Genomic DNA, 16653 nt, shown 5'->3' on the forward strand with positions numbered 1-16653 from the left:
AGCTATTCCCCGGCGAGAAGAAGGGCGGATCGCCCTCAACTCAATCACGGCCATACCATTCGTCGCGGCGCATCAGCTGGTCGTACTCGGCATAGGGCGCGTATTCGGGCACCAGCTTGGCGGTGAAGGGGGCGTCGCCGGTCAGCCAGGCGCGGACCGCCTCGGCGAAATGGTGCGCGGCGATATCGACGAACTCCTCAGCCGGGATCGGCTCCTTCTTCTTCGGATCGACGGGGCTGTCGACATAGCCGAAGCCGCCGGTGCGCGGCGAGCGGGCGAGCGACCAATATTCGAAGGCCTTGGCGACGCCCTCGATGTCCGCGAATCCGCCCCTTTCCGCGATCAGCCCGAGCAGGCCGAGCTGGAGGCTGAACCCGGCGCGGACGGCGCGGGTGCTCGGCGGCTGGCCGGTCTTGTAGTCGACGATCGCCAGGCTGCCGTCCGCCAGGCGATCGATCCGGTCGAACTTGCCGCGCAGCTTGACGCCAGCGAACTCGATAGCGCCGTCGAGCTCGACCGCGAGCACCTTGCGCTCCGGGGCTTCGGCGATCTGGCGGGCGATCCAGTCGATCGCCTCCATCAAGCGCGGCTGCCAGAGCGCGCGCATCATCGGGCGGGTACGCTCGTCCGCCAGCATCGCCTCGGCACGGGCGCGCAGCCTGGCCGGATCGCAGCTATCGAGTTCGAACCATTTCTGAAGAACGTCGTGCACCGCGGTGCCACGCCACGCCGCGCTGGGATCGGCATCGACCGGATCGAGCGGCGCGAGCCTGAGCAGGCGGCGGGCGTAGAAGGCATAAGGATCGGCCTTCAGGCGATCGACCTCGGTGACCGAGATCGCTTTGGGGCGATCCTCGACCGGGGGCGAAGGCTCGGGGCGCTCGGCGGGCTCATGCGCGCCGGGATTGTCGATCGCGTGGAGCCAGGCGGCGAGATCGGGCGCGCGATCGAGGCCGCCCGAGAGCGCCTCGAGGCGGAGCCAGAACCGCGAGGCGATGGTCGGCGCGGTCGCGTCGCGCCTTGCGCGGGTGAGCAGGACTTCGGGGGCGCCCAGCGCGCCGGCAAGGTCGTGCGCGGCCAGGCCGATGCGGCGTTCGAGGCCGGGCAGGTTGAGCTCGGTGCGGATGCGCGGCGCGAGCCAGGGATCGGGCGCAGGCAGGCTCGGCCAGACGCCTTCGTTGAGCCCCGAGAGGATCATCAGATCGGCGGTCTGCAGCCGCGCCTCGAGCTGGCCGAGGATCGCGAGGCGCGGATGGCCGCCCTGGGGCGGGCGCACCGCGATCTGGTCCATCAGCGTGCGCAGCATCGGCGCGAGCGTCTCGGGGTCGGCGCGGACCGGACCGTCGGCGGCTTCGCGCTCGAGATCGTCGAGCAGGGTCGCGGCGGCCCGCCCCTCGGCGCGGCTCCACAGGCCGTCGCCGCCGAGCGCCTGGGCGGCTTCGCGCAGCGCGGCGAGGAGGGCCGGGATCGGCTGGGCGCCGCTTGCGAAGGCTGCTTCCAGCGGGGCGAGCAGTGCCCTGGCCTCGGGCCACCAGCGCTCGGCAGCCTTGCGGAGCGCGCCGCCCCTGCCCTCCTGCTCGGCGAGATAGCGGTCGACGCCGGTGAGGTCAGGCGCCGGGCGGGGTCCGCGCAGCGCCCGATCGAGCAGGCGGGCGCCGTCGAGCCACTCGGTGCGCGCCTCGGGCATCACCAGCGGGTGCTTGAGCAGGGTCAGCAGCGGCAGCGGGGCGAAGCGCTGGGCAGCGGCGTCGGCGAGCGCGAGCAGGAGCGTGCCGGGCGGCAGGATCGAGAGCGGCTGGCCGGCGGAATCGTCGACGATGATCCCCCAGCGGGCGCAATGCGCGGCGACGCGGCGGGCGAGCGCGCGATCGGGCGTGACCAGCGCCGCGGTGCGGCCAGGAGTCTCCAGCGCCTGGCGCAGCGCGAGGGCAATGGCCTGGGCTTCCTCGGCCGGCGTGGCAACTTCGAGCGCGCGGACGCCGTCGAGCTTGCGCTCGCGCTCGGGCAAAGTCGTCCAGCTATGCGTCAACTCGGGCGGCTGCATCGCCGAGGCGATCGCCTTGCTGCGCGACGGCGCGGCGTCATGTTCGCTCGCCGCCCGCCAGGGATCGAACTCGCTGCGGTGCACGCCCATCCGCTCGAGCAGGAGCTTCAGATGGAATTGCGGATGCGTCTCGAGGTTGCGCTTGCGGCGGCCGTCGGGATCGGGGGCGTGCGGGCCGAGCAGGTCCCATTCCGCGTCGCTCAGGCCGATGCCGAGATCGGGGAGGACGACCATGCCCTGCGGCAGGCCGGCGACGGTGCGCTGGAGCCGGGCGATCGCCGGCGCGCTGGCGGTGATGCCGGCGGCGCAGACGAAGCCCTGGGGCGGGTTCTGGCGCCAACGCCTGGCGACCTTGTCGATCAGCAGGCGGCGGCGATCGGCCAGGTCGATGCGGCCGAGCCGGGCGAGTTCGCGCGGCCAGGCCTGGAGGACGATCTCGAACAGATGAAGCGCGCGTTCCCAATGGGCGGAAAGCTCGGGGGCGAGGTTGAGCTCCTTGAGCGTGCCCGGCGCGACTTCCTCGATCAGCAGCTGGTCGAGCGTGGCGGCGAGGTCGCCGGCCAGGCGCACGGCCTCGGCGGCATCGTGGCGCGGCTCGGCCTGCTGGATCAGGCGGGCGAGGATGAGCTGGCGCTGGAGCGGCGCGACCGCGGGGGCGACCGGATCGGGATCGCCGGCGGCATCGAACATCGCCTCATCGAGCTCGGGATCGCCGACCGCGACGAGGCGCGGCAGCAGCAGCCCGCCGCCGCTGGCGCGGACGAAGGCGTCTTGGATCGCCTTCTTGGCGCGGTTGTTGGGGAGCAGGATGATGCCGCGGGCGAGCGCCATCGGGTCGGCCCCGAAGCGCTTGATCAGCCCGTTCGCCAGCGCATCACCGAACGCGCGGTGCGGGGGGATGGTGTAGAGGTGGAGCTGGTCGGGCATTGAGACTCTAAAGCCCCTCCCCTTCAGGGGAGGGGTTGGGGTGGGGAATGTGTCTCACAGAGACCTGCGCTTGGGAAGACTGCCCCACCCCAACCCCTCCCCTGAGTGGGAGGGGCTAGGCAGGTTTACACCGCCGCCAGCACGTCCTCGGCTTCCTTGACCGCGCCGGGCGTGCCGACATCGAACCACAGCCCCTGGTGGACCACGCCCCAGAGCCGCCCGGCCTCCATCGCGCGATTCCAGAAGAGGTTGGTCGAGAACGGGCCTTCGGGCCAATCCCGGATCACGCGCGGCGAGAGGATCTGAGCGCCGGCATAGACGAAGGGCGCGAGGCGGCCAGGCTTGCGGCGCTCGGTGATGCGGCCGAGCGGGTCGAGGCGGAAATCGCCCTGGCCCTTGTGGCTGCACGCAAGCGCCAGCGGGACGAGCAGGAGCAGCGCGTCCATCTTTTGATCGTTCCAGGCGGCGGCGAGGGCGTGGAGGGAGGTTATTGGGCCGTCGACCCACAAGGTATCGCTGTTGACCGTGAAAAAGGGCTTTTCGCCGAGAATCGCGCGCGCCTGGACGATACCGCCGCCGGTTTCCATCAATTGCGCGCGCTCGTCCGAGATCTGCACGTCGATGTCGCCGGCACGGGCCTTCAAGTGCGCCTCGACCTGGTCCGCCAGATAATGGACGTTGACCACCGCGCGCTTGATCCCGGCCTCGCGCAGGTGGTCCATCGTGTGATCGAGCAGCGTCTTGCCGGCGACCTCGACCAGCGGCTTGGGGCGCGTCACGGTGAGCGGGCGCATGCGCTTGCCCAGCCCCGCGGCCATCACCATCGCCGTCTCGGGCATGGCGACGTCCGGATTGGGGCGCAGCGAATAGGTGGCGGAGGGCTTCATGCGCCGGCAATGGTCAGCGGGTCGCCGCGCATGTCCTCGGGCACGTTCGCCGCGAACCAGTCGGCGACGGGCTTGAGCGCGGGGTGGCGCAGGTCGCGGTTGAGATAGGTCCAGACGCGCGGGCACAGGCCCGGGTAGCGCGGCTTGCCGTCGCGGACCCACAGGCGGGTGAAGATCCCGACGATCTTGGCGTTCCGCTGCGCGCCGAGCACGTGATAGGCGATATCGAACGCGTCCCCCGCGCCGGTGATGCGCTTGTAGCGATCGAGCATCGCCGTCTCGAGGCTCTCGGGCACGTCGCGGCGCGCGTCCTGCAGCAGCGAGACGAGGTCATAGGCGGGATGGCCCGCCAGCGCGTCCTGGAAGTCGAGCAGGCCCAAGGTCTCCGCGCTACCGTCGATCAGCATGATGTTCTCGACATGATAGTCGCGCAGCACGGTGACAGGCGTGTGACCCGTCAGCACCGGGGCGAGGACCTGGTCCCAGGCGGCGCGATAGCCCGCGAGATCCGCCTCGAGCCCGACCGCGGGGCAATACCATTCGGGGAGCAGGTCCGCCTCGCGGTGATATTCCGCCAGCGTGTAGGGCTTGAGCAGGTCCGCTGCGGGCACCTCGGCGAGGCGGATGATCAGGTCGATCGCCTCTTCGTAGAGGCGCAGCTCGCTCTCGGGCGCGGCATCGACGGTCTCGCGCATGCGGGCGTCGCCGAAGTCCTGGATGAGGACGAGGCCCTCGGCCAGGTCCTCGTGGAGGATCTCGGGCGCGGCGAAGCCATGCCCGGTCAGCCAGCGGGCGATGTTGATGAAGGGGCGCGGATCCTCGTGCGGCGGCGGCGCGTCCATCAGGATCGCGGTGCGATCATGCTCCACGACGCGGAAATAGCGGCGGAACGAGGCGTCGCCGGCGAGCGGACGGATCTCCGCGCCTCCCCAACCGGCGGCTTCGAGAAAGTCGGGCGCCGCGGCGGGCGGATTCATGTCAGGAACCATCGGTCCTTCCATGCCGCCGGGACCTTGGCTGTCAAGGCGCGCGCGCCATCCGGTGCCACATCCAGGGACAACCACAGCGCATCATGCCACGCCGAATCGCCCAGACGCTCGGGCCATTCGACGATCAGCAGCGAATCATGACGGGCATCGTCGAGCCCGAGCTCCTCGGCTTCCTGCGGGTCGTCGAGCCGGTAGAGATCGACGTGCAGCACCGGGAAGCGCACCTCCGGCGGGTCATAGGGCTGGACGATCGCGAAGCTCGGCGACGGCGCCTCCTCCTCCAGCCCGAGCGCGGCGAGCAGCCCGCGGGCGATGCTGGTCTTGCCGGCGCCGAGCGGCCCCGAGAGCGCAATCACGTCGCCGGGGCGCGCGACTCCGGCGAGCCTGCGGCCCAGTTCGAGCGATTCTTCCGGCGAGCGCAGCAGCATCGCCCTCCCCTATCGCGCCGGCGCCGGCTTGAACACTTCGTTGACGAAGATCTGCGAGAATGCGCAGCCATGGACGAGGAAGTGCGATCTCCCACCGCCCGCTGGATCGACCGGATCCTGCTAGCCGCATTCATCCCCTTCTATTTCTTCAGCCAGGACCTGATCGGCGACGTCTCGCTGGAGGGGCTCGACCGCTATGTCCTCTCCGCCCCCGCCGGCAGCACGCGCGACGAGATCGACGGGCGGATCGCGCATTTCAGGCATTGCTACTACCGCGCGCCGAGCCGCACCGACACGGGCGACGCGGTCGACTATCTCTACCGCGGCACGACCAGCGATGTCGGCTATTTCGTGTCGGTGAAGGTGCATTGCCCGTTCGGGCCGGGCGGCACGCTGGCCGGCCAGTGCACGCGCCAGCAATGGGCGCTGATCCCGTCGGATGTGGACGCACAGGAAAAGCGGAGCGGCTGGCTGGTGAACTCGGCGCCGGAATATTCGAATGCGGGTGCGCCGGAGTGCCCGGTGGAGGACTGAGGCTTGTTCTCCCCTCCCTGCAAGGGAGGGGCTGGGGGTGGGTTGCGGCCCCGGCGAAGCCGGGGCCGCCCAGCCGGCCGGCCGGTGAAGCAGAAAAGGCCGGGCATCGAGCCCGACCTTTTCTAACCCACCCCTAACCCCTCCCTTGCAGGGAGGGGAACATCGTTCACTTGCGCGGCAATTCCACCGTTACCAGCGTGCCTTCGCCCGGTTCGGAGATCAGCTCGATCCGGCCGCGATGCGCCTCGACGAACTGCTTGGCGAGGGGGAGGCCGAGCCCGGTCGCGCGGTCGCCGCCGCGGGCGTTGCCGAACTGGGCGAAGCGATCGAAGGCGCTGGCCGCCGCCTCGCGGCTCATGCCCGGGCCATTGTCCGAGACGATGACGCGGGCGACGCGGCTGTTGCCGTCGAGATGGAGCAGCACCCTGCCCTGCTCGGGCGTCGCCGCGACGGCGTGGCGCAGCAGATGCTCGATGATCTGGCGGATGCGGCGCGGATCGCCGGTGATGCTGCCCGCGCTGCCGGCATCCTCGACCACCAGCTCGATCCCCTTGGCCTTGGCGAGCGGCGCGACCGCCTCGGCGGCGTTGTGCGCGGCGATCTCGATATCGACCGGCGCCTTTTCGAGCGGCGTGCCTTCGTTCTGCGTGAGATCGAGCACATCGTCGATCAGCACGCCGAGCCGCTCGACCGAGACCAGGATCGCCTCGGCATATTCGCGGCCGCTCTCGCTCAGCGGGCCCGCAAAGCCGCCGTCGAGCATCTCGGCAAAGCCCTTGATCGACGTGAGCGGGGTGCGCAGCTCGTAGCTCATATTGGCGAGGAACGAGGTCTTGACGCGGTCGGCCGCCTCCAGCGCCTCGTTGCGGGCGCTCAAGGCCCGCTCGGCGCGGTGGTGATCGGTGGTGTCGAGCATCGTCACCAGCGCATTGCCGTCGGGCAGCGGCACCGCGGTGATGTCGAAATGGCGGCCATCGGCAAAGGCGATGCTGCTCCCGCGCGACTGGCGGTCCTGCGCGGCGATGCGGATCAGGTCGCCGATGATGTCGGCGCGCGAGGCCTTGGCGAGCTTCGGCCCGGCGGCGCGGACGAGCTGCTGGACCTGGGGATGGCCGTCGAGGAAGGCGTCCTCGAAATCCCAGACCTGGCGGAACTTGCGGTTCCACAGCTGCAGCCGGCCCTTGCCGAACACGGCGACCGCCTCGGCCAGGCTTTCCAGCGTGGCGGTGCGCACCTGCTGCATCTCGCCATGCTCGCGCTGCAGCTCGAACTGCTGGGTCTGGTCCTCGAACAGCAGCAGCAGCCCGCCCTCGGGCAGCGGCTGGGCGACGACGCGCAGATGGGTGGCGCCGACGCTCCACGTCTCCTCGACCGCGTCGGGCGAGACGAACCATTCGCGCCGCTCCGCCTTCCATGCCGGATAGTCGCGCACCTCAGGCAGGCGATTGGCCTCGCGCATGCGATCGAGCACGCGATCGAATTCGGGGCGATCGGCCAGCCACTCGTTCTTCACCGCGAACATGCGGCGGAAGGGCTGGTTGGAGAAGATCAGGCTGCGATCGGCGCCGAACTGCGCCACGCCCGACGAGATCTTGTCGAGCATCGCGCGCTGGGCCTGGGCGAAGCGCTTGAGGCCGCCGCGCGCCTGCTCGAGCTCCTCGACATCGACCGCGAAGCCGGCGACGCCGCCAGTGGAGAGCGGCATGTCGTGCAGGCGCAGCATGCGGCGGGTGCCGCCGATCGTCGCGGGCATCGCCGCGGTCTGCGGCTCGCCGGTATCGCGCGCGATCGCGGCATTGGCGAGCGGCCCGCCCATGCCGACCCCTTCGACCAGCTCGAGCCCGCGGGCGACGACGTCCTCGGCATCCTTGCCCTCGACCGCGGCGACATAGGCCGAATTGACCATCAGCAGGCGCAGATCGGCGCCGCGATACCACATCGGCATCGGCGACGCCTCGATCAGCGCGGTGAGCGCATCGAACGCGGCGCGCAGGCGCGTGGCCTCGCGCTGGAGGCGGTTGATCTCGGACTGGCTCTCGGTCGCGTCGAGGAACCAGAGGACGACGCCGCCCGGCGCGTTGACCGCCTGCGGCGCGCGCTCGCCGATCACCAGCAGCGCGCGCTCGGAGCCGCGGGCGCGGACCGAGAGGCTGAACGGCTTGCCGGCCTTTTGCGCGGCGGCGACATGGACGGCGAGCGCATCGGCATCCTCGGGCAGCAGCCCGGCATCCTTGCCGCTCAGATCCTCGACCGCGCGCGGCAGGTCCTGCAGGCCGAGCCAGTCGCCAAGGCGGCGCGGCAGCTCGATCCGGCCATCGGCGCGGATCAGCATCGCCTGGGCGGGCGAGCCGCTGACCAGGGCGCCGAGCTGGGCATTGGTCTCGGCGATGCCGGCGGCTTCGGCGCGCGCGCGCAGGCCGGCGAACAGCGCCCAGACGCCGCCGATCACGAGCAGCGCAAGCGCGGCGCCTGCGATCACCGCAGCCGATTGCGTGATATGGATCAAAGCGCGCCGCTCCGGGGGATCATCCCAATCCCTTAGGCCAGTTTGTCGCCAAACGAAAAGGGCCCGGCTTGCGGCCGGGCCCTTCCTTTTTTCGCTTCGCAGCGGATCAGTAGCGATAGTGATCCGGCTTGAACGGGCCCTCGACCGGCACGCCGATATAATCGGCCTGCTTCTTCGAGAGCTTGGTGAGCTTGACGCCCAGCTTCTCGAGGTGGAGCTCGGCGACCTTCTCGTCGAGGTGCTTCGGCAGGACGTAGACGTCGTTGCCGTAGGTTTCCGACTTGGTCCACAGCTCGATCTGGGCGAGCGTCTGGTTGGTGAAGGACGACGACATCACGAACGACGGGTGGCCGGTCGCGTTGCCGAGGTTCACCAGGCGGCCCTTCGACAGGATGATGATCTGCTTGCCGTCCGGGAACTCGACCAGGTCGACCTGCGGCTTCACTTCGGTCCACTTGTAGTTCGACAGGCCCGAGATCTGAATCTCGCTGTCGAAGTGGCCGATGTTGCAGACGATCGCCATGTTCTTCATGCCGGCCATGTGCTCGGCGGTGATGACGTCGGCGTTGCCGGTGGCGGTGACGAAGATGTCCGAGCGGGTGACCGCCTCTTCCATCGTCACGACTTCATAGCCTTCCATCGCCGCCTGCAGCGCGCAGATCGGATCGATCTCGGTGACGAGCACGCGGGCGCCGCCATTGCGCAGCGACGCGGCCGAGCCCTTGCCGACATCGCCGAAGCCGGCGACGGTGGCGACCTTGCCGGCGAGCATCACGTCGGTGCCGCGGCGGATCGCGTCGACCAGCGATTCCTTGCAGCCATAGAGGTTGTCGAACTTCGACTTGGTGACGCTGTCGTTGACGTTGATCGCCGGGAACGGGAGCTCGCCCTTCTTGGCGATGTGATAGAGGCGGTGGACGCCGGTGGTGGTCTCTTCCGAGACGCCCTTGATGTTCTTCACCGTCTCGGTGAGGTAGCCCGGCTTGCGCTTGATGAATTCCTTCACCGCGCGCTGCATCTCGACTTCCTCGTCATTCTCCGGCTCGCCGAACGACTGGCCGGCCTCGAGCTTGGCGCCCCACAGCGCGAACATCGTCGCGTCGCCGCCGTCGTCGAGGATCATGTTGCAGGTCTCGTCGCCCCAATCGAAGATCGAGCCGACATAGTCCCAATATTCGGCCAGGCTCTCGCCCTTGATCGCGAACACCGGCACGCCCGACGCGGCGATGGCGGCGGCGGCGTGGTCCTGCGTCGAGTAGATGTTGCAGGTCGCCCAGCGGACCTTGGCGCCGAGCGCGGTCAGCGTCTCGATCAGCACCGCGGTCTGGATCGTCATGTGGAGCGAGCCGGTGATGCGTGCGCCCGCGAGCGGCTGCGACGCGCCGAACTCCGAGCGGAGCGCCATCAGGCCGGGCATCTCGGTCTCGGCGATGTTGATCTCGGCGCGGCCGAAATCAGCGAGCGAGATGTCCTTAACGACGTAATCCTTGTCGAGCACGGTAGCCACTTGTCTGTCTCCAGATGTGAATCAGTTGCGCGCCGGGAATCGCCGGCCGCGATGCGCGCGCCCTAGCCGCTTCGCCGCGCGGGCGCAATTCCGAATATAAAGATATCTTTATATGTCGCTTGACGGGGCGTCCCGCGGGGCGGATGCTCAGGGCGTCGAGGTTCTTCCGGCCGGCCCGGAAGCTAAGACGGGAAGCCGGTGCGAGCCCGGCGCTGCCCCCGCAACTGTGAGCGGCGAGCGGCGATCCAGCATGTCACTGAGGGCGCGCCCTTGGGAAGACGGATCGTCCGCGCTGACCCGCGAGCCAGGAGACCTGCCTCGGCGCGATATCGTCCACCGGCGGGGTGCCCGGTCTGGTCGCTTGCATGCCGCGGCCAGCGATGCGCCGCGCGCGCCGGTGTCCATGCTCGCCCCGCCCAACCGGGTTTGCAGATCATGACCATTCCTTCCCCCGTCCGCCTCATCGACATGGTGTTCCCCGGCGACACCAACCACCACGGTACCTTGTTCGGCGGGGTCGCGCTGGCGCATATGGACAAGGTCGCGTTCCTCGCCGCCTCGCGCCACGGCCGCGCCGCCTTCGTCACCGCCGCCTCCGAGCGGATCGACTTCGCCGCGCCGGCGCTGAAGGGCGAGCTGATCGAGGCGACGGGCCGCGTCGTCCGCGTCGGCACGCGCTCGCTCGACGTCGAGGTCGAGCTGGTCGCCGAGGCGCTGCTCAGCGGCGAGCGGCGGCTGTGCACGCGCGGGCGCTTCACGCTGGTCGCGCCGGCGGGCGGGCCGCTGCCGCCGCTCGCGCCGGCCGAGCCGGAGCCCGAACCCGCCGACGTGCTGCGCATGGCCGACATGGTCTTCCCGCCCCAGACCAACCATTACGGCACGCTGTTCGGCGGCGAGGCGCTGCGGATGCTGGGCAAGGCGGCGTTCATCGCGGCGACGCGGGATACGCGCAAGGTGATGGTGATGGCCGCCTCCGAGCGCGTCGACTTCACCACGCCGATCCGCGAGGGCGAGATGATCGAGCTGGCCGCCCGGGTGACGATGCGCGGCAACCGCTCGCAGCGGGTGCGGGTCGAGCTATGGGCGGAGGACCTGCTCAGCGGCGCGCGCCGGCGCGCGGCCTCGGCGGAGTTCGTGATGGTTGCGACCGCGCCCGCCACGACCTAGACGGAAGCGGAGTGCGGAGCTTTGGTACCCCAAGTTTCGGCCCGTGACGAAAGGATCGGGCCGGGGCAGGATCGTTGCATATCCTTCCTCACGCCCGCGAGTTCCCCATGTTCAAAATTGTAGCGTCCGCGTTGTTCCTCTCGCTCGCCTGGACCTTGCCCGCCGCCGCACAGGGCGCGGCAGCGGAGGAGGTGAGCAGCGCCGGGGACGTTCCCGATCACGGCAATCCGGAGGCCGCCGCCCGGGCCTGGGCCGAGGCGAAGCGCAATGCTCCCGAGCAGGTGAGGCAGAATTGCTGGAATCTCGGCTGCATGGTGATCGTCAACCAGACGAGCGACTATGACGTGATCGGCTTCTATGTCGATTCGGCCAAGCCGGGGAAGCATCCCTTCTGGAGCGGCAACCAGTTCGGCGAGCCGCTGCCCCCGGAACGGGCGACGCTGCGCTTCAAGACCGGCAATGCCGAGACCTGCGCCCTGCCGGTGCGCTTCGTGCTGCGCCAGCGGGACACCCATGCGAAGGTGGACGTGACCGGCACCGCCAGCTTCTGCTCCTCGCCGCACCAGGACACGCTGGTGCGGATCAATGCGCCGGACGGGCCCCAGGGCAAGGTCTATGTCCGCGGCGACGACGAGGCGCCGCCGCTGCCGCAGACGCACTGATCGAACGGCTCAGTCGCACCAGAGGACGGTGTTCACCAGATGCGGCCTGGCGCAGCCCCTGGCGGGGAGCGGAAGCTTCATGCCCGGGCGCCACAGGCCGAGCCGGCGCTCGATATTGGGCATTTCGGAGTCGATCACCGCGAGCGGATTGCCATCGCCATAATGGGTCGCGCTGCGATAGCGCAGGGCCTGGGTGTAGCGCAGCGCGGAATCGGGCTTGCTGACGGTGATCCAGTAGCCGAACGGCTTGTCATCGGTCGGCTCGGCGGAGATCATCGCGCCCTGAAGCGGGCCGCCCGCCACGTAGCGGACCTCCTGGTTGTTGTTGCGCCCCGCACGCCTGGCATAGACGGAGACGAACGCGTCCTTCGCGCGGTCATAGGCGAGCAGCTGGGTCGAGACGCGCTGGTCGCCATTGCCGCTGTGCACGCTCGCGAGCTGCACGAGCAACAGCGCCCGCCCGCCAGCTGGATGCACGATGCGCGCGCTCTCCAGATAGTGCGGTACGTCGAACAGGTCGGGCGCCGGCCCCACGTGGAGCGCCTGGGAGAGGTCCGGGCTGCAGCTACGTCCCCCATCCCGGCTGAGGCACAGGGTGAGCGCCCCGGGCTCGGGATTGTCGGCGACGTCGACGGAATCCGGCCCCTGGACGACGGTCAGCCGCCAGGGCGCACGCGTAGCGAACGGCTTGGCCAGGTCGAGTGTGGCGCTCTGCTTGGCTTGGGGCGCCGCCGCACCCCCGGCGAGCAGCGCCAGCACCAGCGCCGCGCGGATCATGCCGTCCCCGCGCTGTTCGCCAGCATCCGGGGATCGATCCCCGCCCCGGCAAAGGCGACTGCCCAGCGGTCCTCGGCATCGATGTCGTAGATCAGGTCGGGCGTGCCGGCGGTGTTGAACCAGCCGTGCCGCGCCATCTCGTTGTCGAGCTGGCCCTCGCCCCAGCCGGCATAGCCGAGCGCGATGAGATATTTGGACGGGCCGGTGCCGTCGGCGATCGCGCGCAGCACGTCGACCGTGCCGGACAGCGCCCAGCGCCCGCCGACGTTGATCGTGTCCTGCCCGCCCCAATCGGGCGAATGGAGGACGAAGCCGCGTCGCGGCTCCACCGGACCGCCGAAATGGACCGGCCCGTCGGGCGCGAGGCCGGGATCGATCTCGAACTGCTTGAGCAGGTCGTGCAGGCTCAGCCCCTCGATCGTGTCGCCGATGCCGATGCCGAGCGCGCCCTCCTGGTCATGCGCGCACATCGCGATCACCGCGTGATCGAAGCGCGGATCGCCGATGCCCGGCATGGCGAGGAGGAATTGTCCGGTGAGGAAAGGCGTCGAGTCCATGGCCGATCAACGTAGCCGCACCGTTTCGGCTCCGCCACGCTTGAAAATCGAACGGCAATCGCCCTTCGCCCTGCGCTTGCCGAAGGCCCATTCCGCCTTTCCCAAAGGCGCGGAAGAAAGTACGGGGCTTCGACAAGCTCAGCCCGAACGGGGTTGAGGGCAGGAGAACGCATGATGACCATCCAGGTTGGCGACCGCATCCCCAGCATCACTTTCGTCAAGGTGACGGAGGGCGGCCCCGAGCAGATCAGCTCGGACGACTATTTCGCCGGCCGCAAGGTTGCGCTGTTCTCGGTGCCGGGTGCCTTCACCCCGACCTGCTCGGCCAAGCACCTGCCGGGCTTCGTCGAGAAGGCCGACGAGATCCTCGCCAAGGGCGTGGACGAGATCGCCTGCACCGCAGTCAACGACGCGTTCGTGATGGGCGCATGGGGCAAGGCCAGCGGCGTCGAGGGCAAGGTGACGATGCTCGCCGACGGCAATGGCGACTTCCCCAAGGCGCTGGGCCTGACCATGGACGGATCGAAGTTCGGCATGGGCACGCGCGGCCAGCGCTTCTCGATGCTGGTCAATGACGGCGTGGTCGAGCAACTCAACGTCGAGGCACCGGGCCAGTTCGAAGTCAGCTCGGCCGATTATCTGCTCGGCCAGCTCTAAGTTCGAGGCCGTAACGGAACCGTGAGAGGCTCGCCGAGTTGATTCGGCGAGCTTTTCAGAAAGGGACCGTCATGGCCGAGACCGATACCACGACTGCCAACAGCACCAGCAACAGCACGGGCAACGACACCGGGACCAGCATCCCGACCACGCTCGAAGAGGCGACCGAGCAGGCCAAGAGCTTCCTTGCCCAGGCACAGGAAGTGATCGGCGATGCAGTGGACGCCACCGTCGCCGCGGTGAAGGAACACCCGATCGCTGCAGCCGGCATCGCCGCCGGCGTTGCCGCTGCGGTGGGCGGTGCCGCCTATGCCGCCACGCAACTGGGCAGCGAGCCCGCCAAGCCGGCGGCCAAGAGCAAGAAGTAAGCCCCTAAAAGCCCCTCCTCGTTGGGGGGAGGGGTTGGGATGGGAATGTCGCATCGAGACCATCGCTCGCGATTTCTGCCCCACCCCAACCCCTCCCCTGAAGGGGAGGGGCTTACTATGTGTGGTCTTGCCAGCGTCATCTTTGCGCATTAGCCGTCAAAGATGACTCAAGCTTCCGATATCGTCGCCGACCTCGAGCGCCTCTACAATGCCTCGGTCGATCGCCTCAAAGCCGCTCTGAACCGCTACATCCTCGACGGCACGCCGCCGGCGCCGGAGGATCGTGCCGATGGCAGCTTCGCCTATCCCGAGCTGCGCGTCACCTATCGCGGCGGCAACGACCGCAACCGCCCCACCCCGCGCCGCTCGTTCGGCCGGCTGGTCGAGGAAGGCGAATATCGCATCTCGGTCACCCGCCCGGCGATGTTCAGCCGCTACCTCACCGAGCAGCTGACCTTCCTGATCGAGGATTACGACGTCGAGGTCCATGCCGTCGCCGGGCGGCAGGAGATCCCCTTCCCCTATGTGCTCGATCCCGGCCACATCGCGGCGATGGACCAGATCTCGGTCACCGAGCTGGGCCGCCATTTCCCCGCGACCGAGCTGGCGCATATCGGCGACGAGATCGCCGACGGGCTGTGGATGTCGGTGGACGACACGCGCCCGCTGGCGCTGTTCGACGGGCTGCGCACCGATTTCTCGCTGGCCCGGCTGCGGCACTATACCGGCACGCCGGTCGAGCATTTCCAGCAATATATCCTGTTCACCAACTATCACCGCTATGTCGACGAGTTCGTCCGCTGGGCGGTCGACCAACTGGGCGACGGCAGCCGCTTCACCGGCGTCTCGGGCGCGGGCGGCGTGCTGGTCGAAGCCGGCGACGATACCGACCGGCTGCTCAACGACACCTCGGCCTGGCGGCGGCACCAGATGCCCGCCTATCACCTGATGGCCAAGGACGGCACCGGCATCACCCTGGTCAATATCGGCGTGGGGCCCTCCAACGCGAAGACGATCACCGATCACCTCGCGGTGCTGCGCCCCGAGGCGTGGCTGATGATCGGCCATTGCGGCGGCCTGCGCCCGAGCCAGCGGATCGGCGACTATGTGCTCGCCCACGCCTATCTGCGCGACGATCACATCATGGACGATGTGCTGCCCCCCGAGATCCCGATCCCCGCCATCGCCGAAGTGCAGCTTGCGCTCGCCCGCGCGGCGGAGACGGTTTCAGGCCAGTCCGGCGAGGAGCTCAAGCAGCGGCTGCGCACCGGCACGATCGTCACCACCGACGACCGCAACTGGGAGCTGCGCTACTCCAAGTCGGCGCTGCGCTTCTCGCTGAGCCGGGCTGTGGGCATCGACATGGAGAGCGCGACGCTGGCCGCCCAGGGCTATCGATTCAGGGTTCCCTACGGCACCCTGCTCTGCGTCTCGGACAAGCCGCTTCACGGCGAGCTCAAGCTGCCCGGCCAGGCCAACCTGTTCTACGAGCGCGCGATCGCCGAGCATCTGAAGATCGGCATCGAGACCTGCGAGGAGCTGCGCCGCGAAGGCCCCCGCCTCCACTCGCGCAAGCTGCGCGCGTTCAACGAGCCGCCGTTCCGCTAAGCTACCCGCATGGGGGTGACGCAAGACGCGCACCCCGTGCTAGCGCTGGTGCGTTGAACCTTCTTGAGGAGACGGACGATGATCGACCCCGAAGACCAGCAGGAAGAGCAGCCCCACGCCCACCAGGCCGACGGCACCGACAGCTCCGCCGAATGGGACGCGCAGATCGCCGACGAAGGCATGATCCCGGACAGCGATCCGCCGGCCTGAGGCTCGGCGCATCGCTGGCATCTGGCCCTCTCCCCAAAAGGGGAGAGGGAGAAGAAAGGTACGCCCCAGCGCGCTTATTTGCTGAGCTGGAACTCTATCGCCAGGTTGGCCGATACGGTCACCGTGTCCGATCCCGCGCCCTGCTTGGGCGCGAACATGCCGATGATCTGGAGGAAGAAGCCCATCGAGCCGGCGACGATGTCCTGCCGCTCGCTGATCCGCGCGATCGCGGCGCGCTTGAGGCCCAGCGTGCTGGCATAGGCGGCGGCCTCGCCCTGCGCCTTGGCGATGGCATCGGCCTTGGCCTGGCGGGTGGGGCCGACATAATCGTCGAGCAGCGCGATCACATCGGCATCCATCTTGCCGTTGTTGCTCTCGACAAGCGCCTTGGCACCGGTCGCGGCGGCGCGGGTGGGTGCGTCGAAGAACACCGTCTCGCTGGCGGTCGATTGCGGCTTCTCGTTGTCGTCGGCCGCCATGTCCATCGCGAAGCTGGTCTTGCTGCGGCCGCTGAACGCGGAAAACAGGCTGGCCAGCGGGTTGCCGCTGGCGCCCTCGATCGGCTGGCCTTCGCGGATGCCCTGCGCGGCGAGCAGCTGGATCAGTTTGGCGCGGTTGGCGGCCAGCGCGGCCTCGGCGGCCTTTTCGTCCGCCCCCTTGCCGGTGACCTTGACCGAGAAGCGGAAGCGCCTGGCCGGGACCACGACCTGCCCGGCCGAGAGGATCTCGACCACCACCGGCCCGTCGACGACCGGCGCGGCCTGGGCCATCGCCGCTTCCGGCGCGGCGATCAGTGCGAGCGCGAAGGCATATTTGATCATGGCT

At 69.1% G+C, this 16653-nt stretch carries 16 protein-coding genes and 1 riboswitch; of the genes, 7 read left to right on the forward strand and 9 right to left on the reverse strand.

Annotation, left to right across the window (positions count from 1 at the left end; all coding sequences use genetic code 11):
* Positions 1–40 precede the first annotated feature (40 nt).
* From addB to tsaE, 4 genes are all read right to left on the reverse strand, one after another.
* Positions 41–2971 carry a double-strand break repair protein AddB gene (addB, locus tag ABLE38_RS00520; RefSeq protein ID WP_348972222.1) on the reverse strand — a complete coding sequence of 977 codons (2931 nt, stop codon included), beginning with the start codon at positions 2969–2971 and terminating at the stop codon, positions 41–43.
* A 125-nt stretch (positions 2972–3096) separates the two neighbouring features.
* On the reverse strand, positions 3097–3858 hold the full coding sequence (locus ABLE38_RS00525; protein WP_348972223.1) for a nucleotidyltransferase family protein: 762 nt from the start codon (positions 3856–3858) through the stop codon (positions 3097–3099).
* Entirely contained in the window at positions 3855–4835 is a 981-nt protein-coding gene (locus ABLE38_RS00530; protein ID WP_348974422.1) for a phosphotransferase, read from the reverse strand. Before ABLE38_RS00530 ends, ABLE38_RS00525 begins: the two co-directional genes overlap by 4 nt.
* Positions 4832–5275: a tRNA (adenosine(37)-N6)-threonylcarbamoyltransferase complex ATPase subunit type 1 TsaE gene (gene tsaE, locus ABLE38_RS00535; protein ID WP_348972224.1), complete on the reverse strand. Its 444-nt coding sequence runs from the start codon at positions 5273–5275 to the stop codon at positions 4832–4834. The genes ABLE38_RS00530 and tsaE overlap by 4 nt, the downstream gene beginning before the upstream one ends.
* 69 nt (positions 5276–5344) lie before the next feature.
* Here tsaE and ABLE38_RS00540 point away from each other — a divergent pair, with 69 nt between their 5' ends.
* The gene (locus ABLE38_RS00540) at positions 5345–5809 is read left to right on the forward strand and encodes a hypothetical protein (protein WP_348972225.1); all 465 of its coding nucleotides are present in this window, start codon (positions 5345–5347) and stop codon (positions 5807–5809) included.
* A gap of 166 nt (positions 5810–5975) precedes the next feature.
* On the opposite strand, the gene ABLE38_RS00545 is transcribed toward ABLE38_RS00540, so the two are convergent.
* Complete coding sequence (locus ABLE38_RS00545) at positions 5976–8315, reverse strand: HAMP domain-containing sensor histidine kinase (protein ID WP_348972226.1); 2340 nt, start codon at positions 8313–8315, stop codon at positions 5976–5978.
* A gap of 106 nt (positions 8316–8421) precedes the next feature.
* Entirely contained in the window at positions 8422–9822 is a 1401-nt protein-coding gene (gene ahcY / locus ABLE38_RS00550; RefSeq protein WP_348972227.1) for an adenosylhomocysteinase, read from the reverse strand.
* Between the two features lie 141 nt (positions 9823–9963).
* Positions 9964–10158, forward strand: a riboswitch (cobalamin riboswitch).
* 99 nt (positions 10159–10257) lie between these two features.
* Between ahcY and ABLE38_RS00555 the strand changes: the two genes are divergently transcribed.
* Both ABLE38_RS00555 and ABLE38_RS00560 read left to right on the forward strand, forming a co-directional pair.
* Entirely contained in the window at positions 10258–10989 is a 732-nt protein-coding gene (locus ABLE38_RS00555) for an acyl-CoA thioesterase (RefSeq protein ID WP_348972228.1), read from the forward strand.
* A 107-nt stretch (positions 10990–11096) separates the two neighbouring features.
* Positions 11097–11651, forward strand: coding sequence for a hypothetical protein (locus tag ABLE38_RS00560; protein ID WP_348972229.1), 555 nt, complete (start codon positions 11097–11099; stop codon positions 11649–11651).
* A 9-nt stretch (positions 11652–11660) separates the two neighbouring features.
* Here ABLE38_RS00560 and ABLE38_RS00565 read toward each other — a convergent pair whose 3' ends face one another.
* Together ABLE38_RS00565 and ABLE38_RS00570 are read right to left on the reverse strand one after the other, a co-directional pair.
* Positions 11661–12428: a hypothetical protein gene (locus ABLE38_RS00565; protein ID WP_348972230.1), complete on the reverse strand. Its 768-nt coding sequence runs from the start codon at positions 12426–12428 to the stop codon at positions 11661–11663.
* Complete coding sequence (locus tag ABLE38_RS00570; RefSeq protein ID WP_348972231.1) at positions 12425–12985, reverse strand: YqgE/AlgH family protein; 561 nt, start codon at positions 12983–12985, stop codon at positions 12425–12427. Before ABLE38_RS00570 ends, ABLE38_RS00565 begins: the two co-directional genes overlap by 4 nt.
* A gap of 174 nt (positions 12986–13159) precedes the next feature.
* Here ABLE38_RS00570 and ABLE38_RS00575 point away from each other — a divergent pair, with 174 nt between their 5' ends.
* The 4 genes from ABLE38_RS00575 (at position 13160) to ABLE38_RS00590 (ending at position 15828) form a co-directional block, all read left to right on the forward strand.
* Positions 13160–13642, forward strand: a complete 483-nt coding sequence (locus tag ABLE38_RS00575; RefSeq protein WP_348974423.1) for a peroxiredoxin — start codon at positions 13160–13162, stop codon at positions 13640–13642.
* 71 nt (positions 13643–13713) lie between these two features.
* A complete protein-coding gene (locus ABLE38_RS00580; protein ID WP_348972232.1) occupies positions 13714–14010 on the forward strand; it encodes a hypothetical protein in 297 nt (98 codons plus the stop codon).
* A 162-nt stretch (positions 14011–14172) separates the two neighbouring features.
* Positions 14173–15618, forward strand: coding sequence for an AMP nucleosidase (locus tag ABLE38_RS00585; RefSeq protein ID WP_348972233.1), 1446 nt, complete (start codon positions 14173–14175; stop codon positions 15616–15618).
* Between the two features lie 78 nt (positions 15619–15696).
* Positions 15697–15828 carry a hypothetical protein gene (locus ABLE38_RS00590; RefSeq protein ID WP_348972234.1) on the forward strand — a complete coding sequence of 44 codons (132 nt, stop codon included), beginning with the start codon at positions 15697–15699 and terminating at the stop codon, positions 15826–15828.
* Between the two features lie 74 nt (positions 15829–15902).
* Here the strand turns inward: ABLE38_RS00590 and ABLE38_RS00595 are convergent, their stop codons facing one another.
* Positions 15903–16649: an SIMPL domain-containing protein gene (locus ABLE38_RS00595; RefSeq protein ID WP_348972235.1), complete on the reverse strand. Its 747-nt coding sequence runs from the start codon at positions 16647–16649 to the stop codon at positions 15903–15905.
* Positions 16650–16653: the final 4 nt, after the last annotated feature.

This window comes from Sphingomonas sp. KR3-1 (assembly GCF_040049295.1).
Classification (GTDB): Bacteria; Pseudomonadota; Alphaproteobacteria; order Sphingomonadales; family Sphingomonadaceae; genus Sphingomonas.

Excerpts from the sequence above, each read along its gene's own strand:
- ABLE38_RS00590 (WP_348972234.1), top strand. The coding sequence starts at position 15,697 with ATGATCGACCCCGAAGACCAGCAGGAAGAGCAGCCCCACGCCCACCAG.
- ABLE38_RS00530 (WP_348974422.1), bottom strand. The coding sequence starts at position 4,835 with ATGAATCCGCCCGCCGCGGCGCCCGACTTTCTCGAAGCCGCCGGTTGG.
- ABLE38_RS00585 (WP_348972233.1), top strand. The coding sequence starts at position 14,173 with ATGACTCAAGCTTCCGATATCGTCGCCGACCTCGAGCGCCTCTACAAT.
- ABLE38_RS00540 (WP_348972225.1), top strand. The coding sequence starts at position 5,345 with ATGGACGAGGAAGTGCGATCTCCCACCGCCCGCTGGATCGACCGGATC.
- ABLE38_RS00555 (WP_348972228.1), top strand. The coding sequence starts at position 10,258 with ATGACCATTCCTTCCCCCGTCCGCCTCATCGACATGGTGTTCCCCGGC.
- ABLE38_RS00565 (WP_348972230.1), bottom strand. The coding sequence starts at position 12,428 with ATGATCCGCGCGGCGCTGGTGCTGGCGCTGCTCGCCGGGGGTGCGGCG.
- ABLE38_RS00570 (WP_348972231.1), bottom strand. The coding sequence starts at position 12,985 with ATGGACTCGACGCCTTTCCTCACCGGACAATTCCTCCTCGCCATGCCG.
- ABLE38_RS00575 (WP_348974423.1), top strand. The coding sequence starts at position 13,160 with ATGACCATCCAGGTTGGCGACCGCATCCCCAGCATCACTTTCGTCAAG.
- tsaE (WP_348972224.1), bottom strand. The coding sequence starts at position 5,275 with ATGCTGCTGCGCTCGCCGGAAGAATCGCTCGAACTGGGCCGCAGGCTC.
- ABLE38_RS00580 (WP_348972232.1), top strand. The coding sequence starts at position 13,714 with ATGGCCGAGACCGATACCACGACTGCCAACAGCACCAGCAACAGCACG.
- addB (WP_348972222.1), bottom strand. The coding sequence starts at position 2,971 with ATGCCCGACCAGCTCCACCTCTACACCATCCCCCCGCACCGCGCGTTC.
- ABLE38_RS00525 (WP_348972223.1), bottom strand. The coding sequence starts at position 3,858 with ATGAAGCCCTCCGCCACCTATTCGCTGCGCCCCAATCCGGACGTCGCC.
- ABLE38_RS00560 (WP_348972229.1), top strand. The coding sequence starts at position 11,097 with ATGTTCAAAATTGTAGCGTCCGCGTTGTTCCTCTCGCTCGCCTGGACC.
- ABLE38_RS00595 (WP_348972235.1), bottom strand. The coding sequence starts at position 16,649 with ATGATCAAATATGCCTTCGCGCTCGCACTGATCGCCGCGCCGGAAGCG.